This window comes from Catenovulum sediminis (assembly GCF_007289895.1).
In the GTDB taxonomy this organism is placed as follows: Bacteria; Pseudomonadota; Gammaproteobacteria; order Enterobacterales; family Alteromonadaceae; genus Catenovulum; species Catenovulum sediminis.
Genome location: NZ_CP041660.1, coordinates 13,163 through 33,890, shown reverse-complemented (window position 1 = coordinate 33,890; position 20,728 = coordinate 13,163). Strand labels below are relative to the sequence as shown.

The window sequence follows — 20,728 nt, the reverse complement described above, 5'->3', positions numbered from 1 at the left end:
CATTCTTAAACTCATTAGCGCATAAATTTCTATTGAAAACAATCACTTTCTTATTATCTTTACAATAATATGGATACTCAGAACAAGATAAATTAAGTGTAGTTCAGATACGAAAATTAACAGGCTATTTAATTATGACTGATGTAACAAAAACGTCATCTAAAGCTGGTATCTTGCGCTGGCTTTTAATTTTTAAGGGTTTTCTTCATTAGATGAAAATTTCACGTTTCTCAATTTATTCATCTTTATTTTTAGTTTTAATTGGCTGTTCCCTCGTTGCACTATTGTCATGGTCAAATTTCCAAAAAAGTAAAGTCACTCATACTTTGGTTGAATATCAGGTTAATAAAAATAGATTAACTCAAAATTTTAAAAACCATGTCAATCGGTACTTAAGGACAAGTAACTCTGTTGAACTCAATTCAGCAATAGAACAGCTGCAAATTATTAAAAAACAATTTGCCGATCAATCTATTTACCAAAGCTTGCTAGATGATTTAGATGTCCTGCTAAATTTTATTGAAGAAGATGTACGAGCTGCTGGCAAGCTGGGTGGAAAAACAGCAACCTTGTTGCAGTTTGCAGAAAAAAGCATGTTGTCAGATAGTGAAAGTTTGACGGATTATATTGAACAAGGGACGGAGCAAAGCGCGCAACAAACTGGTATAGATATCAACCAATTGATTCAGCAATACACTTTTTTTAATGCTCAATTGGCGCAGCAAATTGCAGAGTTAAGTTATCGTCGACAGCGCACTTTTGCCGACCCAACGGATATACAAGGTACAGAATTGTTACTTGCGGTTGTTGATGAGCTGAAACAGACGGTAGAAAACCTTCGGCAGCTTAAGCGTTTTGAGATATATCCCGAACAGGAAGAAGATGAATTTTCCTTAGGTATGCCCATTATGCCCGAAGAAAAAGGCGAAGAGATCATCTCATCTTTAGCTTCTCAAATTCGACGATACCCAAAAGAGCTTGTCAATACTCAAGATTCGGTGCGTTTTGTCAACGAATCCAGTGAACAACTTGCGCATAAAGTAGCGCAGTTCGAAAAAGCTTTTATTCAATTAGAAGGAGAGCTGCTGAAGTATCAAAAAGAGGTAGAGCAACAAACTAAGCTGTTGTTATATGGCGGTGCTGCTGGTCTGATTTTATTTGCGCTTATCTCTGCGTGGTTTCAGTACAGATGGGTTGTGCGGCCCACACGTCGGCTTTCTTCTCGTTTTAGAAAATTAGTCTCTACTGGGGTTGTTGAACCGATACCTGTGTTAGCAGTTAAAACAGAAATTGATGAAGTTGCATTTAGTTTCAATCGGTTGTTAGAAAAAAGAGAGGCTGAAGAAGAAAGTAAGAATGAACAGCTACTTCATATATCGCAATCATTGGATGGCCTCGTTAATGAAAATAAAGAAATCGAAGTTTACACCAGTGATGTAGAAACTAATATGCAAGGTGCGTTAGGGCTTATTGAAAAGCTTGTTATGCTTGCACAAGAGGTGTTCTCTGGCGCAGAAACGGTGCAACAAAATGCGCAAAAAACTGAAGAGTTAATTCTCGACAGTAATGGCAAGATACAACAGGTCACGGCAAATACAGACAAAATTTTTAGTGCGACGCAAACCAGTTACCAGTCAGTGGGAAGCTTGCTCACATCGGTCGATAATGCAACGAGCATAGTTGATACCATAGGCAGTATTGCGGAACAGACAAATTTATTAGCGCTTAATGCCGCGATAGAAGCTGCGCGGGCAGGGGAGCATGGGCGGGGTTTCGCGGTTGTCGCTGATGAAGTGCGAAATCTGTCTAAGCGAACACAAGAATCGTTGGCAGATATTTCAGGCATATTGGAAGAGTTGAAAAAGTCGTCAGCGCAATTAGATTCAGTTGTTAAATCTATTGACAGTTTATCGAACGAGCAAAAATCGACAGCTGAAGGCTTGTTAAGCGCAACCGAGCAGGTCAGTTTGCAAGCGCAAGGTTCAGCCAGCGCAGCTTTACAAAGTTATCATAATGCAGAGTATCAGCTAACGAGCATGGCCGATTTTGAAAAAACGGTTAAGCATATTCAAACTGTCATCAATAAAGCACAAGATAAAGCGATAAGGGTCAGTAAAAGCACTGAGATGCAAGCCGAGAATATTATGCAAACTCTTGGGAATGAAGCTAGGGTATAAGAGGTAACTACAAAAAACTTGGAATTTTTTATCGATTAGATTGCAAACCTGCTAACTAATTAGTGTAGAATTCTGCGCCGCATGCACAACTCATTAACGATAGGTTGAATTATGACATCAAATTCTTTTTTAGGCGTGTTCGGAAAATCGCCGTTTAAAGCTTTAGAAACACATATTGACATTGTTTATAAAGCAAGCTCAATACTGCCAAGCTTTTTTGAAGCCGTATTTGAATCAGATTGGGCAAAGGCGGAGGAGCTTAGACAACAGATCTCACAATATGAAAAAGACGCAGACAAACTAAAAAGAGATTTGCGGATTCAATTGCCCAAAGGCTTATTTTTACCGGTAGAGCGCACCGACTTACTCAATTTGTTAGTGCAGCAAGATAAAATTGCAAATAAAGCAAAAGATATTGCCGGGCGTGTTATCGGTCGTGAACTCCCGATACCGGGCTCTTTGCAAGAAGCGTTTATGACGTATTTAAAGCGCTGTATTGATGCTGTCGCACTCGCGACCAAAGCGATTAATGAATTAGATGAACTTTTGGAAACTGGATTTAGAGGGCGAGAAGTTGATTTGGTCGAAAAAATCATTTCTGAAGTCGAGATCATAGAAGAAGATACTGACAAGATGCAAATATCACTTAGATTATCAGTTAAGGCGCATGAGTCTGAATTGAGTCCTATTGATGCAATTTTCTTGTACGATGTTATTGAATGGGTTGGCGATTTGGCAGATAGAGCTGAATCTGTTGGCGGTCGATTAGAACTATTATTAGCGAGATAAACTCGGGACTTACAATGGATATATTACAAACTTATGGTTTGATGCTGGTTGTTTTAGCTGGCATCGTTGGTTTTATTATGGCGTGGGGCATTGGCGCCAATGACGTCGCAAATGCGATGGGGACCTCCGTTGGGTCCAAAGCACTTACCATAAAACAAGCTATTATCATTGCGATGATATTTGAGTTTGCCGGTGCATATTTAGCTGGCGGTGAAGTAACCTCTACAATTCGTAAAGGGATCATTGATTCCGGTCCTTTTATGGATGTGCCTGAACTATTTGTAATTGGCATGATCTCATCTTTAATTGCCGCGGGTACATGGTTGGCTGTTGCATCTTATATGGGCTGGCCAGTCTCAACAACACACTCTATTGTCGGTGCGATTATTGGTTTTGCGATTGTTAGTGTTGGTTCTGATGCGGTGAGCTGGACAAAGGTTTCCGGCATTGTCGGCAGCTGGATTGTTACACCGTTATTGTCCGGTGTCCTGGCGTACATCATTTTCATGAGCGCTCAGCGGTTTATTTTTGATACCGACAACCCGATAAAATATGCAAAACGTTATGTACCTGTTTATATGGCACTGGCTGGATTTGTATTGTCGTTGGTCACGATTAAAAAAGGCTTAAAACACGTATTTGCTGATTTTTCAATGAGTCTCAGCACCACAGAAGCTTATTTATATGCTGCTTTAATTGGTCTTGTTGTTGCCATTATAGGCCGTTTTTTTATTGCACGATTAGATATAGATGCGGAAGCTGATAAATCGATGCAGTTTAATAATGTTGAAAAAATCTTCGCTGTATTAATGATAGTAACGGCATGTGCGATGGCATTTGCTCATGGCTCTAATGATGTTGCTAACGCAATTGGGCCACTTGCCGCGGTTGTCAGTGTTATTCAAAATGACGGTGAGATTGGTGCTAAATCTGTACTAGCCTGGTGGATATTACCACTGGGGGCATTTGGTATTGTTTGTGGTCTTGCGCTATTTGGTCAACGAGTTATGGCGACTATCGGTAAAGGTATTACACATTTAACACCTAGCCGTGGCTTTGCAGCTGAACTTGCCGCTGCCAGTACAGTCGTTATCGCTTCAGGCACAGGCTTACCTATTTCAACTACGCAAACATTGGTTGGTGCGGTACTCGGTGTTGGTTTGGCACGCGGTATTGCGGCTCTTAATTTGGGGGTTGTAAGAAATATTGTTATTTCATGGGTCGTCACTTTACCGGCCGGTGCGGGTTTAGCGATTATTTCATACCTGATTTTGACGGCAATATTGCTCTAGTTGTCATATTTTTTTCATAATTAGAAAAAAACAAAGGCTTCTTCGGGAGCCTTTGTTTTTTCAAGCGTTTAGCTGTATTTTGTGTCTGTATTGTAGTAAAAGTACACTTTAAAATCGGACTTTTATGTCATCTCTGTAACACAAGTGTCATAAAAGTATCATATACTTCGCGCAGATTAACCAGATAAAGACGTTTCATGCATCAATCTAATACACTATCAAACAAGCCGAATACAATTCGTAAGCTGAAAGACCAATTGGCTAAATATGGTGTCGCAACGGGCGGCATTATGGTTTTGGTTGCTTTGCTTATGATCTTTTTCTATCTGCTGTATGTTGTTAAACCTATATTTGACGGCGTTACAGTAGAGCCTAAGTTGTCGATAGTGCTGGAAGATAAATTCCAGACATTGGCACTCGGGACTGACGATCATGTTGAAACTGCGTATCGATTTACCAGTCAGCCTGCACTTGAGTATTATCAACTGTACGGCCCAAATAAGACAGATTTGATCAAATCTTATGTCATCCGAAACGGCAAACCTTATAGTGCTTTTGCGGCTAGTATGCCGCATCTAAAACAATATGCGTTTGCCTATGATGACAACAAGATCGTTATTGTAAAACCCCAATTTAAGGTAGGTTTTGCCAACAACCGACGGCAAATTACGCCAAAAATCAGTTATCCATTTGGTCAAGATGGGATTGAGGTCAGCAATACTCGTGCGATTGAGAAAATGGCATTTGCCGTGACTCCTGAGGCAGACCGAGCTGCATTGGTCTATCAAACCAAAGAGAGTTCCGCAGTTAAGTTTACCAGTTTACGGGGTGAGCTCAATTTCATGACAGATGAAACAGAGTGGTATCAAGAAACGATCGAGTTACCTATTATCAGCGGTAAAGTAGATGATATTCATGTTACTGCTGATTTGTCGCGCGCGTTGTTACTGCAAAATGGTGAGTTATATGTATTTAACATTCGTTTTGCTAACAAAATCAAACTGGTTTCTAAAACTCGAGTGGTTCCGCATGATCGAAAAATTACTGCCAGCAGTTTGTTGGCAGGTGCAAGTTCAATCATTATAGCGGATGACAGTGGTAAGATTTGTCAGTGGTTTGAAGTAAATAGTGAAACCGGTCGTGAATTTACCAAAATCCGAAGTTTTCAAAACTCAAATAAGGACATACAAGGAATTTACCCCGAATTTTTTAGACGTAGTTTTGCAGTCACTTCATCAACTGGTTTTATCGACATATATTTTACCACCAGCAACGCCAGCTTATATGAAGATCAAATTTTAGATCAAAAAATTGAAAAAATGGCTTCGTCGCCAAGAGCCGATGCATACTTAGTGCAAACTCAGCAGGGATTGGAACTATTTGATGTAGAAAATGAACACCCTGAAGTCACTTGGTCTGCATTGTGGCAAGAAACCTGGTATGAAGGTTATTCAGAGCCAGACTATGTATGGCAATCCACTTCGGCTTCGGACGATTTTGAGCCTAAATTCAGCTTGGTGCCGATTACCTTCGGGACCATCAAAGCGGCGTTTTATGCGATGCTGTTTTCTGTACCCATTGCTTTGGCGGCCGCAATATACACTGCGTATTTTATGCCTGCAAAGATTCGTACAGTGGTCAAACCAACCGTTGAAATTATGGAAGCATTGCCGACTGTTATTTTGGGCTTTTTGGCCGGCCTTTGGCTAGCGCCATTGATCGAAGAGCATTTAGCGGCAATTGCCATTTTAATTATCTTACTGCCTATATGTATTATCGCGTTTGCTTTTATGTGGCATAACTTACCTAAGCCTTTACTAAACCGATTACCTCAAGGCATGGATTCATTGCTGCTTGTGCCCGTTATCATATTGGTTGGTTATAGTCTGATTGAGCTGAGTCCATGGCTGAACGATATTTTCTTTGATGGTGATGTACGTTTATATATCACTGATGAGCTAGGTATTTCATTTGACCAGCGGAACTCACTAGTGGTTGGTATTGCAATGGGGTTTGCCGTGATTCCAACTATATTTTCAATAGCTGAAGATGCTGTTTTTTCAGTACCCAAACATTTGTCGCACGGTTCTCTCGCGCTCGGTGCAAGCCAATGGCAGACCTTAGTTAGGGTTGTGTTGTTAACAGCGAGCCCAGGTATTTTCTCGGCTGTGATGATGGGGCTTGGGCGTGCTGTTGGTGAAACCATGATTGTGTTAATGGCAACCGGCAATACGCCAATTATGGATTGGTCTGTCTTTCAAGGCATGCGCACCTTATCTGCAAATATTGCAGTGGAAATGCCAGAGTCTGAAGTAGGCAGTACACACTATCGCATTTTGTTTTTGGCAGCGTTTGTATTGTTTATCTTCACCTTTATTTTTAACACGATTGCAGAATTTGTTCGCCAGCGATTACGCGACAAATATAGCTCACTATAAACGGCGGGATAATTTTAATGAAAGATTGGTTTAAATCAGGCTCCCCGTGGATTTGGATGACCGCTGGGGCTGTAAGTATAAGTTTAATCTCGGTTATTGGCTTGTTGGCCATGATTGCATGGCGCGGGTTAAGTTATTTTTGGCCCGCTGATATCTATCAATTCGATGTCCGCCAAGGGGATACCCAACAAGTTGTTATCGGTGAAATATATGACCGTGAACAGGTACCTAGTAAACGACTGCTCAATATGGGCGTTGATTTAAAAGGTCATCAAGGCGAAACGGTTGAACGGATTTTGGTAAAAACCGGTAATCGGGAATATGTTGATTTAGATTTTCGTTGGATTTTGCAAACAGACATAAATGCAACCGAAAAGACACCCGGTATCGCGGTATTTGAACGTTCACGCAACGGTAATTTTTATGGCTTTGTTGAGCAAGTCATTAAAGATGGTCAGCCGGTTGATAATGAGCAGTTGACCGTTTTAATTGAACGTGCTGTTGATCTGGCAGACAAAGCAGTTGACTTGCAAAATGGTGAAATAGGTTCAATCAATTACCGTTTAGAGCGTATTCGCTTAGAGCAAAAAAGTTTAGAGCTAAAAGGTGAATTGACGGCGGAAATCATCGCCCAGTTTGAAGCAGAAAAAGAGCAGCTAAAGGAACAATACTCTGTTTATGAAAAAGAGCTATTTCAATTAAGAAAAGCACTGGATCGAGATGAGGTTGTTGTGCGTGATATGCGCGATAAATTGGTTACGCTGCGCATTGCCGATGTATTGGATGTCCATTTTCCAAATGATATGAGTACACTGGATAAAACCGGTCGCTTTTTTGTTCAGTTAGGTAAGTTTGTAACGGATGACCCGCGCGAAGCTAATACCGAAGGTGGGGTGTTCCCTGCAATTTTTGGTACTGTCTTTATGGTCATGCTGATGGCGGTTATCGTGACACCATTTGGCGTTATCGCAGCCATCTATTTGCATGAATATGCCGCTAAAAATGCAGTGACTAAAGTCATTCGCATCGCCGTGATTAACTTGGCGGGTGTACCGTCGATTGTTTATGGCGTGTTCGGTTTAGGCTTTTTCGTCTATATGGCAGGTGGCAGTATTGACCAATTGTTTTACCCCGAAGCGCTGCCAAACCCAACATTTGGTACACCCGGTGTGATTTGGTCCGCGTTAACCCTAGCGATTTTAACATTACCCGTGGTTATTGTTTCAACCGAAGAAGGGATGTCACGTATTCCAAGTTCACTGCGTCAGGGTAGTTTAGCGTTAGGTGCTACTAAAGCCGAAACTTTATGGCGTATTATCATTCCAATGGCAAGCCCTGCCATTATGACAGGTTTAATATTAGCTGTTGCACGTGCGGCAGGTGAAGTAGCACCTTTAATGCTTGTTGGTGTGGTTAAGATGGCACCTACATTACCTATTGATGGCAACTTTCCGTTTGTCCACGTAGATAGAAAATTTATGCACTTGGGTTTCCACATATATGATGTTGGTTTCCAAAGTCCAAATGTTGAAGCGGCTCGTCCGCTCGTATATGCGACTGCATTTTTATTGGTCACTGTAATTATTGCATTAAATATTACAGCCATCGGCATTCGTAACCATTTACGCGAAAAATATAAGTCGCTTGAACATTAATAGTTAAAAAGGTTTATGACAGATGATTTCATTGTCTCCTGAAGTTGCAAAAATAAATAACGCCATTTCTCCATTAGAATTAACGCCAGAGCAAACCGCGTTAGAAATGAAAGAATTGAACCTGTACTACGGCAAAAAGCAGGCGTTGTACAACATTGATATGAAAATACCCAAAGGTAAAGTAACCGCTTTTATAGGACCGTCTGGTTGCGGTAAATCTACTTTATTGCGCTGTATTAACAGAATGAATGATTTGGTAGATATTTGCCGGGTGGAAGGACAAATATTATTAGAAGGCAAAAATATTTACGACAAAGATGTCGATGTTGCCAGCCTACGGCAAAATGTTGGAATGGTCTTTCAAAGACCAAACCCATTTCCTAAATCGATATACGAAAATGTAGTATATGGGTTACGTATTCAAGGTGTAAATGACAAACGTCGTCTAGATGAAATAGTAGAAACTTCATTACGTAAAGCTGCGCTTTGGGAAGAAGTCAAAGATCGGTTAAACGATAGTGCATTTGGTTTGTCAGGTGGTCAGCAGCAACGTTTGGTCATCGCGCGAGCAATCGCTATTGAACCCAAAGTGTTATTGTTGGACGAACCTACTTCTGCGTTGGACCCTATTTCAACTTTGACCATTGAAGAGTTAATAAATGATTTAAAAGAGACCTACACCGTGGTTATTGTAACGCACAATATGCAACAAGCGGCGCGGGTTTCAAATTATGCTGCGTTTATGTTTATGGGGGAATTGATTGAGTATTCCGACACAAATCAGTTATTTACTACACCTACCAAGAAGAAAACCGAAGATTATATTACCGGTCGTTACGGCTAATCTGTACTAGACTTTAATATAAATAAATAGCGCGGTTTAAAAAGGGTAAAGTGATGGATTTAAAGATAGATAAACATATATCTGGCCAATTTAATAAAGAATTAGAAGATATGCTGAGCCATGTGTTAGACATGGGCGGTATTGTCGAGCAGCAAATCAGTCAAGCACTGGATGCTATCAGTAATTTTGACTCAAAATTAGCACAAAAAATTATTGCCGAAGACGAACGTATCAATGCTTACGAGTTGTTAATAGACGAAGAGTGCGCGCGAGTTATTGCTAAGCGCCAACCTGCGGCAGTTGATCTGCGAATGATTTTAGCTATTGCAAAAATTATAGCGGACCTTGAGCGTATTGGTGATGAAACTTGTCGTATGGTTAAAGCAGCTCAAGAGCACTTTAAAAAAGACGAACGCCAATTTTTGGTTGACTTAGACCATATGGGACAGCAAGTTTTAAACATGTTTAAGGCTGTGCTTGATTCGCTGGCTCGAATGGATAGTGCCGCAGCGTATGAAGTCTATAAAATGGACAGCAAGATCGATAAATCCTATGAGGCCATCACACGTCAGTTGATGACTTACATGATGGAAGACCCCCGTGCGATTCCGCGAATTATGGATGTGATGTGGGCGACTCGCTCGCTGGAGAGAATCGGAGACAGGTGTCAAAATATCAGTGAACATGTGATTTATTTAATCAAAGGCAAAGATGTCAGACATACAGCGTCAGATAAAATAGAAGCCGTTTTGGCCTCTAGAAATTGATAAACTGCATTTATCCTATATAACAGGTTAGTGGAGCGCCGAAATAGCTGTTTTTGGCGCTTTTTTCTTATTAATCCCCCTATTTAAAATCTCTTGTTTATTTTATTGCTACCTCACTAATATTTCTTGTTGATTTCATTTTGATGAAATTTTTATTTCATAAATATTTACGTTGAAATAAAAGTGTAATAATAAATTCATATAATGTTCCCCATACCTTAATTGAAATTACAACTTGTTGTGTTTTACCTTGAAATTTGGCGCTGACAGATTACGCTCAATAAAGGTAATTCAACCTATTTATAGGAATTTTTCCATGTCTACTGTTACAAAACCGTTAGTTTCTATTGCGTTATTGAGTGCTGCCTTTACAGCGCATTCGTCTGAGCCGCTTACTGTATATGGCAAAGCTAATATTAGCTTGCAGTATGCTGATGCGCAGGAAACTTCAACTGATTTGAAAAGTAATGCCTCTCGTTTTGGTGTGAAAGGTGAGTTAGCTTTAGATAACGGATTGTCAGCGATCTATCAAGCAGAATTTGGTGTTGATTTTGCAGATGAGTCAAAAGAGAAAAATGTTACCGCACGTAACCAATACGTCGGCTTAAAGGGGGGCTTTGGTCAAGTCCGTTTGGGGCGGATGGACACTGCACTTAAGCTTGCACAAGGTAAAGTGGATTTATTTAACGATTTCAATGGAGATATTAAACATTTATTTAGTGGTGAAGTTCGAACAAACGATTCAGTGACTTACATCTCGCCTAAATTTAGTGATTTTACTGTTGGTGCGACTTATATAACACATGAAGAAAGCGATAAAGATCAGTTGGATAGTGCTGGTTTGTCAGCAGCTTTAATGTATGGTGACAGTAAATTTAAAAAGGGTTCTGTTTATGCAGCCTTGGCATTTGATAATAATGTGAAGGGCGGCGATAGGGTGCGTTTGGTTGCGCAAACTAAATTGGGTAGTTTTAAGCTGGGTGCTATTTTACAGCGCCAAAAAGCAGAAGGTGCAGAAGACGAAAGTGGGTTTGTGGTTAATGCAGCTTATGCGCTTGATGCTGCAACGTTTAAAATTCAGTACCAAACAATAGACGAAATGATTGCAGGTGATTTAAGTACTATTTCAATTGGTGTTGATTATAAATTAGGTAAAAGCACTAAGCTTTATGCATGGCTTGCGGATGAAGATAAAGCGCTAGTGGATGTGCAGACTTTAGCAGTTGGTATGGAACATAAATTCTAAAAGTCGAGCTTGTCAGTAGAAGGCCTCCATCGTGGAGGTTTTTTTATACCTGAAAATAAATACATTTAAAATTATTTTTACATTAATTGGATTTTCTAAGTTTTGTCATATTTGTGACATAAAAATGTCATAACATGTCAAGCAATGAAAAAGCATACAAAGTGATTGGAGCTGTAAATGACATTAAAAAAGATAGCAGGTGCTTTAGGTTTTGCCGCTAGCATCTTAGTAAGCACAAGTGCTGTAGCATTAGACAAAGCGCTTCCTGAGTACCAGAAAACCAGTGGAGTTTCAGGCAAAATTTCATCTGTAGGTTCTGATACGTTAGCTAATATGATGACGTTCTGGGCAGAAGAGTACAAGAGAATTTATCCAAACATTACAATCCAAGTTCAGGCTGCAGGCTCTTCAACTGCACCACCTGCTTTGACTGAAGGCACTGCTCAGTTTGGGCCAATGAGTCGTAAAATGAAATCAAAAGAAATTGAATCTTTTGAAGAGCGGTTTGGTTACAAGCCAACCGGTGTTCGTGTCGCAATTGACGCGCTTGCGGTCTTTGTAAACAAAGATAACCCAATTGAAGGGTTAAATATTCAGCAGGTTGATGCCATTTTTTCTTCAACACTCAAGTGTGGAGCAGATAGTGATGTTAAACGTTGGGGTGATTTAGGTTTAACAGATTCTTGGACGCGCAAAGACGTCCAGTTATTTGGTCGCAACTCGGTATCGGGTACCTATGGTTATTTTAAATCAGTGGCTTTGTGTAAAGGCGATTTTAAAAATAACGTGAACGAACAGCCCGGTTCAGCATCCGTTGTGCAATCAGTTTCTTCTTCACTAAATGCCATTGGTTACTCAGGTATTGGTTATCGTACTTCGGGCGTAAAAGCGGTTCCGTTAGCACGCAGTGGTACTGACTATGTCGATGCAACAATGGAAAATGCGGTCGCGGGCAAGTATCCCTTGTCTAGATTCTTATATGTTTATATCAATAAACATCCTAATAAACCATTAGATCCGCTAACGGCTGAATTTTTGAAAATGGTACTGTCGCAGTCAGGTCAGCATATCGTTGAGAAAGACGGCTATATTCCATTGCCAGCCAAAATTGCAGAAAAAGAGCTAAGCAGACTTGGTTTGTTATAGTCAATCAAAAGTGAAGTAATGAACGATGGATACAAAAAAGGCCGGATATAATCCGGCCTTTTTTTCTATTCTTAATCTTGCAGTATTACTTTAGTTTGTCCCTTTACCTTTTCACACTGCCGAAAGTTATATTTGTTTTCGTTGCCAATTAAAGCATGACAAAAAATGAAGGTGTTAATTAACCTTCATTGCCGCATTTTTCAGTATCCAGACAATAGCCGTATAAATACAAGCTGTGGTTGGTTAGTTTCATGCCGTGAGACTCAGCGACTTGATCTTGCCTGTCTTCAATCACATCATCGATGAATTCAACTACTTTTCCACATTTTAAGCAAACCAAGTGATCGTGATGCTTCTTCTGGCTTAATTCAAATACAGATTTACCACCTTCAAAGTGATGGCGGTTAACGATACCAGCATCATCAAATTGGTTTAGCACTCGGTAAACGGTTGCCAAACCGATTTCTTCACCAAGTTCTAATAAAAGCTTATACAGATCCTCAGCACTAATATGCTGATTTTCTGGTTGTTGCAAGATTTCTAATATTTTTATACGGGGTAAGGTAACTTTCAAACCCGCTTTTTTAAGTTCGGTATTTTGCTCAGACATAATAATGTATGCTTATGGATTTGGTGTTGATTATATAAGGCACGACCCAAATTTAAAGTTTAATTTAGAATATCTGCAAAATTTATCCATTTATTTCACAAATAGGTCGTAAAACTGCGTATATGGACAAAATGTTTAAGTATCCGCGCCTGATAAAAACCGGGCTTAACTTGTGGCCGCCATTTTTATTCAGTGGCATTAAGATTAGTGAGCTGGCAAATGACTACCGATATTTAAAAGTTGAGTTAAAACATTCACGCTTAACTTTAAATGCAAACCGGACTCAATTTGGTGGCAGTATTTACAGTATGACAGATCCTGTATATAGCTTACTACTGATGGCTAATTTGGGTCATAAATATCATGTTTGGGACAAGTCTGCTGAAATTGATTATGTTTATCCAGGGCACACAAAGTTAATTGCAACAGCGCATTTATCTCAAAGTGTACTAGATGATATTTTATTAAATACCCAGCATGGCGAAAAATACTTCCCAAAGTTTCAATTTAATGTGGTTGATCTAGAAGGGCGTTTGGTCGCAAAAGTGAATCGTACGCTTTATGTTAGATTAAAGGCGGCATACCGTAAAAATAATAACGTTTGACAATAAGGCGTGTCTAAAATCATCAATATGCAAGGGGCTGGTAGGTCATAAAAAAGCCCGGACAATAGGCTTGTCCGGGTACAGGGGAAGGGCTCAACGGGATTGAGCCTTTTTGCGCTAACTAGACTTAGTGCACACTGCAATGACACTCAAGCTTAGTAATTTAAATTCTAGTCTATTATTCTAATTTGTATGGATTAAAATGCTTCTAACAGATTTTTTTTATAACTGAATGTTATATCCATACCTGCGCCAAGGTATGCACGCGATGGTATGCACGCAAAGGTATGTGCGGTAGGTTTGGATAAATCGCTTTAATTTTTAATGAACAGAGGTGTTAAAACGATACGTTGTCCCGAACTAATTCTCTGGGCAACTGGTTTTTTAAGCGGTCGGGCAGCTTTTTTGCAAATCCTAAAGCCTGGTCGTCAGTTGTGATCAAAACTTCACCTTTTTGCAATTCGCTGCAGTCAAAATCTATATCTTGCCCACGTAAATAATTTTGTGCTTGTAGTTTGTTCACATTAACTTTTTGCCGAGTAAACAAATGAGCAAAATTAACCGCCAAAGAATGATCTAATTTAAAACCATGTTTAGCGAGTTCTGCCAGTTTTACCCCAACTCGGGCAAATTTAACTTTGCCGATGAGTTTTTCAATCTGTGGGGGAAAATACCAAATAGCTTGGTTTCTTTGGTAGCAACTCGACAAATCAAAATCTTGAATACCAAATTGCTGGTGCAAGTACTCTACAAATTGTGCACCCAATTTTTTACTAACATGCGTATACGGAAATTTACCTAACCGCGAAAATGGATTGTCCAGTTGATGTGACACTGATTGCGTTTTTCGGATTCTGGCGACAAAAAAACCTTCAGAATTGTATATTTGTGGCCAGACGTGTAAAAAACCGGCTTCAGTGATGCAGTTTTCCGCTCCCGGAAACAAATCAGCTAAAGGTTCAAATTCAACAGCTTCAGGGTGTGTGCTTGCCAACCACTGACAAACTTGCTGATTTTCAATTGGGTTTAGTGTACAAGTTGAATAGATTAACGTGCCATTGGGTTTTAGCGCGTGAAAAGCCGCTTCTATTAGGTCTTTTTGTACTTTTGCTATGTCATGAACACTTTGTTCACTCCAGTTTTTCATCGCATCAGGATCTTTACGCACAGTGCCTTCACCAGAGCAAGGTGCATCTAATAAAATAGCATCGAAGGTTTCAGGTAAATGAATAAACATTCGGCCATCTAGATGGGTTAACGCCGTATTGCTAACCGCACATCGTTGAATATTGCCAAACAAGCCTTTAGCCCGGCTGGATGAAAATTCATTGGCGATTAATATACCGTTATTTTTCATCAAAGCTGCTATTTGCGTGGTTTTTGAGCCTGGCGCAGCGGCCACATCAAGGCATATTTCCGGGCGCGTATTTTGCAACATCAGCGCTTGAGGTGGCAGCATTGAGCTGGCCTCCTGAATGTAAAACTGACCGGTTAAATGTTCAAGTGTATTACCTAAGCCAATTCTATTTTCTTCAGCTTCCGGGCGCGTTATCCAAAAGCCCGTTTCGCACCAAGGGATTGTTTCTAATTGCCAGCCTTTTTGCTGCGCTTTTTCAACAAAGGTTTTTACGTCCGTTTTTAGGGTATTAATACGTATACTTTTGCGCAAAGGTTGCGCACTGATATCAATAAAGTCCTGCAATGACAGGTGCGCAGGCAGCGCTGGTTTTATAAAATTGATAAAATTTTCAGGCAGTAAGGCTTTGTTCACGGCAGGCTTTCATATAGTCTTAGTTAAATTGTAAATATATCAGGCTATTGAATGGAGTGCATCATTGCTTAATCGTATTTGGCTCGGATTTATTTTTAGTGCGTTTTTGTATGCCGGCTATCAAGCTGTTTTTTTAGCCAATACACAAATTTACAGCACTATGATGCAAGCTTTGTTTGCAATGGCTGAGCTTAGTGTTGAAATTTCTTTGGGCTTGATCGGCATTTTAGCATTTTGGCTGGGGATCAGTCGTGTTGCAGAGCAATCTGGTTTAATTGATAGGTTATCTCAACTATTAAGTCCAGTTTTTCATTGTTTAATGCCCTCAGTTGCAAAAAATCACCCAGCAATGGGGCATATGTCGATGAATCTGGCGGCGAATGCGATGGGGCTCGATAACGCGGCGACGCCTCTTGGATTAAAAGCAATGCAATCCTTGCAACAAATTAACCCACAAAAAGACACTGCAAGTGATGCTCAAATTATGTTTTTAGTGCTCAATACCTCTTCGGTAACTATTTTTCCGGTGACCGTTTTTATGTACCGGGCACAAGCCGGCGCTGCAGCTCCGACCGATGTGTTTTTGCCAATTTTATTGGCTACTTTTGCATCGACCCTGGTGGGGATTTTTACCGTTGCACTGATACAAAAAATTAATTTATTAAAAACCGCTTTTTTAGTTCCTTTGTTGTTATTTGTAACCCTGCTTAGCACCAGTATGATTTATATGCTTCAATTAAGCGCAGAAGAGTTGGCGAATTTATCGGGCTTTTGGGCGAACTTTTTAATTTTGTCTTTTGTCTGTTTAGTATTATTCGTTGCTAGCATCAAAAAAGTTGAGGCGTATCAGCATTTCGTCGAAGGCGCTAAAGAAGGGTTTGAAATTGCAGTTAAAATTATCCCGTATTTATTAGCCATGTTGATAGCCATCTCATTGCTGCGCTCAAGTGGTTTGTTACAGGGCTTATTGGATAGTATCCGCTATATCTGTATTTTGTTGGCTTTTGACACCGCTTTTGTCGACGCTCTGCCAACAGCATTTTTAAAGCCACTTTCAGGCAGTGGTGCACGTGCCATGATGGTCGAGACGATGAATACTTATGGGGCCGATTCGTTTGCCGGTCGGCTTTCTTCAGTTATGCAAGGCTCAACGGAAACAACTTTTTATGTTTTAGCGGTTTATTTTGGTAGTGTCGGGATTCGTTACACCCGACATGCAATAGGGTGCGGATTAGTCGCTGATGCTGCAGGGTTAAGCGCTGCGGTGTTTGTCTGTTACTTGTTTTTTGCGTAAGTTTGTAAAGTTAAAAGGAATATCACATGCATAGAGTATTAGGTTGTTTTTTATTATTGTTCGTTTGTGCCTGTAGTGCCGAAAATACCATTCACAGAGATTTAATTACCGTAGATGCTGTGGGCAGTGTCAATGCAATTGCCGATAAAATCAGTGTTAATTTGTATATAGAGCAAGAAAACAAAAGTGTGAGTCAGGCTAAAAACTGGGTGGATGCCAGCACAAAAAAAGTAATTGAAAGGTTAATTAAAGAAGGTGTTGCAGAACAGGATATCAGTAGCTATCAACTCGATATTCGCCCGGTTTACCATCATGAAAACCACAAAGCTATTCAGGATGGCTTTAAGGTGACACGCACCATAGTGGTTGAAATTAAAAACTGGGAAAGTTTTGATGAGATTATCGATAAATCACTGTCATTGGGGGTGACTCGCGTAGGGCAAATTCAAACTCAGGTGTCAGATCAATATCAGCTTTATTTGGATGCTCTGCAAAAGGCGATAACCGCTGCAAAAGAAAAAGCTAAGTTAATCGCCAGAGCCGCAGGTCGCAGCATCGATAAAGTCGTGACGGTCAATGAACAGGGTGGGTTTCGTCCCTTCAGTGGCGTAGCAGAAATGCGGATGATGAGTGATGCCAAACTCAGTCAGCCGGGACAAACTGAAATTCAAGCGACTATTCAAGTGCAATTTTTGATGCGTTAGCGCCCGTTCCACAGCCGTTTATTATTCCCACTAGATAGGTGTTTAAACGATAATCGTCTAATAGATACATTGAATTGTCATGCGCTCAGGCTTAAATTGGTACTGAGCAAATGACTTTATGTCAGTTCTTTTTCACTTCCTAATTCTTTTCTATTCTTATTTTGTATTCTTTTAGGCGCATTCGAGGTATTCCTAATGAAGTATTTAAAACTGTTCGTTATCCTATTCTTAGCTATTTTTAATTTTACCGCTCACGCCAAACAAGTGGTGGTCAACGAAATAGAATTATCGCAAACACAAATTGAGCATATTGAGATGGCTTTAGGCTACGATATACAGTCTGGCCGTTATTGGTATGATCCTATATCCGGTTTATGGGGGCTTGAAAAGCAAGCCGCTAAAGGTAAGGCACCTGCTGGATTGTTAAAATACAATCTACTCAGTTCTGCTTTTAACAGTACAACCAAGGTTTATTTTAATAACCGGGCGCTTTTGCCATGTGAGCTTGAGTACTGTCAAAAATTAGCTGGCCGACAAATAAATCCTGGGCATTATTGGTTAAATGCAAAAGGACAAGGCGGAAAAATTAATTCCGTAACTGAGTTTTTTATAAATTACGCACAATCTGAGCGTGTGTTTTGCCAAAATATTCAGCAAGATTTTGGGATTGTTTTAAACTTAAATTTAATTTATGAACGATTTGCACAAAAACAAATTGGCTAAAATACAATAACAAGACAATTCGTTGTAGGTAATATAAAAGGTTTTCATGTTCATTCGATTATTTAAGCAAGTTTTATCCAATATAAAGTCTACCTCTGGTGAGTTAATCTTGGGCGGCAGAAACAAACAGGTTGACGAACAAGAACACTCGATGGTGGACCAGCTCCAATTGCAAATAGATGATGCATTTTATAATGTTTTGTTAGGAAGCAAAGATAAAGGGAGTGGAGCAAAAGTTAAAGCGATTGAAAGTGCTGTCGCCGCGCAAATAGAAACTGTATTGGAGCAACCTGAGCTGATTGTTAATGAATTGCCAGTCATGCCGCATTCAGTGGCCAGTATGATCTCTATGATGAGTTCTGATGATTTTGATATTCAAAAGCTATTGGTTTTAATTCGTCAGGAACCTGCCGTCGTCAGCTCAATAATTGCAACTGCAAATAGCCCTATGTACAAACGTTCTGAGAAAGATGTTGTCAGTCTAAAAAGTGCGTTTGTCCAATTGGGCAGTGATGGTATTAAAGAAGCTGTCTTAATGAGTTTTATTAAGCAGTTTTGTACACATAAAGCAGCGCATTATCAGGCATTTGGTGAAAATATCTGGTCGCATGCGCAGCACTCTGCGCTGTATGCAAGAAAAATCGCAATGGAAGAAACCGACGCTGAAGATGCAAACGTGGCATTTATAGCAGGGATGATCAATCAGCTTGGAAAAATGGTTATTTTTAACCTGATTGTTGACGCATTTACAGCATCTAACGTAAAAGAGATACCCAGTACAAAATTTATTAAACAACTTATACAGCAACGTTCAGTTAACTTAGTCTGGAGTATTGCTGAGCATTGGAACCTACCACCTGAAATATGTGGCGCACTCGAAAACCCGCATCGAAGTTATGTCAGTTGCGATTCAATTGCGGCTTTTGTCAGCCAAGGCGCCGTTATCAGCCAACTTGAGATAATTCAAAATGCACAAGCTCTACCCTTGGATATTTGCATGCAGTATGCCGATAAAAAGCTGATGACAACGGAAGTTTCTAGTTTGTTGTATGTCGTGCTTGGCAAAAAACAAGAATGAAATCTATTTATCTGTGGTTAAGTTTGTTGGGGTTCTCTGTTGGTTGTAGCGGTTTAAGTTATGCTAATTGGCATACCGAAAGTTTTGCTGTGATGGGCACAACGGCACAAGTCGAATTGTGGCATCAGGATACTAAAAGAGCGCAACAACTTATTCAGCAGGTAAAAGATGAAATGACTCGTATTGAGCAATCTATGAGTCCTTACAAACCCAACAGCGAACTTAGCCGTATTAACCGGCTGGCGTATCAACAAGCGATAGAAACAAACGTTGAATTGTTTCAGTTGCTGATAAAAGCACAAGAAGTTGCAAATATTAGCCAAGGTGCTTTTGATATTTCATTTGCCAGTGTCGGATTTATGTACGACTATCGAGCAAAAAAAAGACCTCTCCAACAGCAGATCCAACAATACTTACCCTCAATAAACTACCAAAGTATTCAGTTAGATAATACAACAAAAACGGTTCGCTTTTTAAACCCCAATATTAAAATTGATTTAGGCGGTATTGCCAAAGGGTATGCAGTTAAACACTGTATTGCTATTTTAAAACAGCAGGGCGTGACCAGCGCTTTGATCAGCGCCGGTGGTGATACTCAGTTATTGGGTGATAAACAAGGGCGTGAATGGACGGTGGCTATTCAACACCCCAGAGCAAAGAATAAACAAGCCGTGTTGCTCCCTTTAAAAAATGAAGCCATATCAACCTCTGGTGATTACGAGCGATACTTTATACAAAACGGCGAGCGGGTACATCATATCCTTAATCCTAAAACGGGTCATTCAGCCAACGGTTTGGTCAGTGTATCTGTGATTGGGTCAGATGCGGTTATGACAGATGCGCTGTCAACAACTCTGTTTGTTTTGGGCTTAAAAGCGGGTATGCACTTGATTGAATCAATGCCTGATTATCAGGCTGTGATGATCACGCCTGAACTTAGAATGCATTTTTCTTCCGGTTTACAAAATTTCTAACCAATTTGCATAATACTTGCCGAAATTCTGATTAGTTTTTATAGTAGCCGTTTAAACATTAACAATAATTACTAAGGAATGGCTTTGAAAACGATATTAAACCTGACTTCTGCTACTTTTTGTATATTGGCATTAAGTGCTTGCCAAAGCACACCGGAAAACCCTTATGCAGATCTGCAAAAAGAGCTCAGAGAGGCTGCTAATGAGCTAAATCAAACAACGCCATTAATGGTCGATAGTGAAACACGTTTAGATAGCTCATTTGCTTATCAAAATCGTTTTGTCTATAAGTACACATTGGTAAATTATGCAGTTGAAAATTTAGATGTTGAAACGTTTACCGATATTATGACAGAGCAGGTGACCAACAACACTTGTACTAACCGTGACATGGTTTATTTTGTTAATAATAAAGTTGTGGTTTCGTATACCTATTTTGATCAAACGGGTAAGCAGGTTGCTGCCATAGATGTTGATACAGCAAAATGCCCGAAAGCGAATTAATTTTCAGCCTTGCTCTACTTACTTAATGCTTTATGCAAAGTAGCTAATGCAAAGTAGCGCATGTAAAGTGCATTAGACGACCTTCTATTTTCCGCAATCTAAAGTGCTCCA

At 39.9% G+C, this 20,728-nt stretch carries 18 protein-coding genes; 16 read left to right on the top strand and 2 right to left on the bottom strand.

Going from position 1 to position 20,728, the window contains the following annotated elements; genetic code table 11:
* Nucleotides 1-212 precede the first annotated feature (212 nt).
* From FNT16_RS20940 to FNT16_RS00100, 9 genes are all read left to right on the top strand, one after another.
* A complete protein-coding gene (locus FNT16_RS20940; protein ID WP_143869646.1) occupies nucleotides 213-2,177 on the top strand; it encodes a methyl-accepting chemotaxis protein in 1,965 nt (654 codons plus the stop codon).
* Nucleotides 2,178-2,288: 111 nt separating this feature from the next.
* Nucleotides 2,289-2,966, top strand: coding sequence for a TIGR00153 family protein (locus FNT16_RS00135; protein WP_143869645.1), 678 nt, complete (start codon nucleotides 2,289-2,291; stop codon nucleotides 2,964-2,966).
* 14 nt (nucleotides 2,967-2,980) lie between these two features.
* Nucleotides 2,981-4,258 (top strand): inorganic phosphate transporter, encoded by a 1,278-nt coding sequence (locus FNT16_RS00130; protein ID WP_143869644.1) that lies wholly within the window; start codon nucleotides 2,981-2,983, stop codon nucleotides 4,256-4,258.
* A gap of 197 nt (nucleotides 4,259-4,455) precedes the next feature.
* Nucleotides 4,456-6,696 carry an ABC transporter permease subunit gene (locus FNT16_RS00125; protein WP_425456686.1) on the top strand — a complete coding sequence of 747 codons (2,241 nt, stop codon included), beginning with the start codon at nucleotides 4,456-4,458 and terminating at the stop codon, nucleotides 6,694-6,696.
* 17 nt (nucleotides 6,697-6,713) lie between these two features.
* Nucleotides 6,714-8,351 (top strand): phosphate ABC transporter permease PstA, encoded by a 1,638-nt coding sequence (gene pstA, locus FNT16_RS00120; protein WP_143869643.1) that lies wholly within the window; start codon nucleotides 6,714-6,716, stop codon nucleotides 8,349-8,351.
* A gap of 22 nt (nucleotides 8,352-8,373) precedes the next feature.
* The gene (gene pstB / locus FNT16_RS00115) at nucleotides 8,374-9,195 is read left to right on the top strand and encodes a phosphate ABC transporter ATP-binding protein PstB (protein WP_143869642.1); all 822 of its coding nucleotides are present in this window, start codon (nucleotides 8,374-8,376) and stop codon (nucleotides 9,193-9,195) included.
* A gap of 53 nt (nucleotides 9,196-9,248) precedes the next feature.
* The gene (gene phoU / locus FNT16_RS00110) at nucleotides 9,249-9,962 is read left to right on the top strand and encodes a phosphate signaling complex protein PhoU (protein WP_143869641.1); all 714 of its coding nucleotides are present in this window, start codon (nucleotides 9,249-9,251) and stop codon (nucleotides 9,960-9,962) included.
* Between the two features lie 316 nt (nucleotides 9,963-10,278).
* Nucleotides 10,279-11,208: a porin gene (locus tag FNT16_RS00105; RefSeq protein ID WP_143869640.1), complete on the top strand. Its 930-nt coding sequence runs from the start codon at nucleotides 10,279-10,281 to the stop codon at nucleotides 11,206-11,208.
* A gap of 177 nt (nucleotides 11,209-11,385) precedes the next feature.
* Nucleotides 11,386-12,354 (top strand): PstS family phosphate ABC transporter substrate-binding protein, encoded by a 969-nt coding sequence (locus tag FNT16_RS00100; protein WP_143869639.1) that lies wholly within the window; start codon nucleotides 11,386-11,388, stop codon nucleotides 12,352-12,354.
* Between the two features lie 178 nt (nucleotides 12,355-12,532).
* Here FNT16_RS00100 and fur read toward each other — a convergent pair whose 3' ends face one another.
* Nucleotides 12,533-12,964: a ferric iron uptake transcriptional regulator gene (fur, locus tag FNT16_RS00095; protein ID WP_143869638.1), complete on the bottom strand. Its 432-nt coding sequence runs from the start codon at nucleotides 12,962-12,964 to the stop codon at nucleotides 12,533-12,535.
* A 131-nt stretch (nucleotides 12,965-13,095) separates the two neighbouring features.
* On the opposite strand from fur, the gene FNT16_RS00090 reads away from it, so the two are divergent.
* Nucleotides 13,096-13,569: a DUF4442 domain-containing protein gene (locus FNT16_RS00090; RefSeq protein ID WP_246072280.1), complete on the top strand. Its 474-nt coding sequence runs from the start codon at nucleotides 13,096-13,098 to the stop codon at nucleotides 13,567-13,569.
* Nucleotides 13,570-13,906: 337 nt separating this feature from the next.
* On the opposite strand, the gene rsmF is transcribed toward FNT16_RS00090, so the two are convergent.
* Nucleotides 13,907-15,340, bottom strand: coding sequence for a 16S rRNA (cytosine(1407)-C(5))-methyltransferase RsmF (gene rsmF, locus FNT16_RS00085; protein WP_143869636.1), 1,434 nt, complete (start codon nucleotides 15,338-15,340; stop codon nucleotides 13,907-13,909).
* Between the two features lie 64 nt (nucleotides 15,341-15,404).
* On the opposite strand from rsmF, the gene FNT16_RS00080 reads away from it, so the two are divergent.
* The 6 genes from FNT16_RS00080 (at nucleotide 15,405) to FNT16_RS00055 (ending at nucleotide 20,617) form a co-directional block, all read left to right on the top strand.
* On the top strand, nucleotides 15,405-16,634 hold the full coding sequence (locus FNT16_RS00080) for a nucleoside recognition domain-containing protein (protein ID WP_143869635.1): 1,230 nt from the start codon (nucleotides 15,405-15,407) through the stop codon (nucleotides 16,632-16,634).
* Nucleotides 16,635-16,660: 26 nt separating this feature from the next.
* Entirely contained in the window at nucleotides 16,661-17,338 is a 678-nt protein-coding gene (locus FNT16_RS00075) for an SIMPL domain-containing protein (RefSeq protein ID WP_143869634.1), read from the top strand.
* Nucleotides 17,339-17,533: 195 nt separating this feature from the next.
* Entirely contained in the window at nucleotides 17,534-18,061 is a 528-nt protein-coding gene (locus FNT16_RS00070) for a hypothetical protein (protein ID WP_143869633.1), read from the top strand.
* A 46-nt stretch (nucleotides 18,062-18,107) separates the two neighbouring features.
* Complete coding sequence (locus tag FNT16_RS00065) at nucleotides 18,108-19,139, top strand: HDOD domain-containing protein (protein WP_143869632.1); 1,032 nt, start codon at nucleotides 18,108-18,110, stop codon at nucleotides 19,137-19,139.
* Entirely contained in the window at nucleotides 19,136-20,113 is a 978-nt protein-coding gene (locus FNT16_RS00060) for an FAD:protein FMN transferase (protein WP_143869631.1), read from the top strand. The genes FNT16_RS00065 and FNT16_RS00060 overlap by 4 nt, the downstream gene beginning before the upstream one ends.
* Before the next feature lie 84 nt (nucleotides 20,114-20,197).
* On the top strand, nucleotides 20,198-20,617 hold the full coding sequence (locus FNT16_RS00055) for a hypothetical protein (RefSeq protein ID WP_143869630.1): 420 nt from the start codon (nucleotides 20,198-20,200) through the stop codon (nucleotides 20,615-20,617).
* Nucleotides 20,618-20,728: the final 111 nt, after the last annotated feature.

Bases quoted from the DNA above. Each gene is read 5' to 3' on its own strand.
- FNT16_RS00075 (WP_143869634.1), top strand. From the start codon at position 16,661: ATGCATAGAGTATTAGGTTGTTTTTTATTATTGTTCGTTTGTGCCTGT.
- FNT16_RS20940 (WP_143869646.1), top strand. From the start codon at position 213: ATGAAAATTTCACGTTTCTCAATTTATTCATCTTTATTTTTAGTTTTA.
- pstB (WP_143869642.1), top strand. From the start codon at position 8,374: ATGATTTCATTGTCTCCTGAAGTTGCAAAAATAAATAACGCCATTTCT.
- FNT16_RS00130 (WP_143869644.1), top strand. From the start codon at position 2,981: ATGGATATATTACAAACTTATGGTTTGATGCTGGTTGTTTTAGCTGGC.
- FNT16_RS00070 (WP_143869633.1), top strand. From the start codon at position 17,534: ATGAAGTATTTAAAACTGTTCGTTATCCTATTCTTAGCTATTTTTAAT.
- FNT16_RS00105 (WP_143869640.1), top strand. From the start codon at position 10,279: ATGTCTACTGTTACAAAACCGTTAGTTTCTATTGCGTTATTGAGTGCT.
- FNT16_RS00125 (WP_425456686.1), top strand. From the start codon at position 4,456: ATGCATCAATCTAATACACTATCAAACAAGCCGAATACAATTCGTAAG.
- FNT16_RS00100 (WP_143869639.1), top strand. From the start codon at position 11,386: ATGACATTAAAAAAGATAGCAGGTGCTTTAGGTTTTGCCGCTAGCATC.
- FNT16_RS00060 (WP_143869631.1), top strand. From the start codon at position 19,136: ATGAAATCTATTTATCTGTGGTTAAGTTTGTTGGGGTTCTCTGTTGGT.
- FNT16_RS00135 (WP_143869645.1), top strand. From the start codon at position 2,289: ATGACATCAAATTCTTTTTTAGGCGTGTTCGGAAAATCGCCGTTTAAA.
- FNT16_RS00065 (WP_143869632.1), top strand. From the start codon at position 18,108: ATGTTCATTCGATTATTTAAGCAAGTTTTATCCAATATAAAGTCTACC.
- fur (WP_143869638.1), bottom strand. From the start codon at position 12,964: ATGTCTGAGCAAAATACCGAACTTAAAAAAGCGGGTTTGAAAGTTACC.
- FNT16_RS00090 (WP_246072280.1), top strand. From the start codon at position 13,096: ATGTTTAAGTATCCGCGCCTGATAAAAACCGGGCTTAACTTGTGGCCG.
- phoU (WP_143869641.1), top strand. From the start codon at position 9,249: ATGGATTTAAAGATAGATAAACATATATCTGGCCAATTTAATAAAGAA.
- pstA (WP_143869643.1), top strand. From the start codon at position 6,714: ATGAAAGATTGGTTTAAATCAGGCTCCCCGTGGATTTGGATGACCGCT.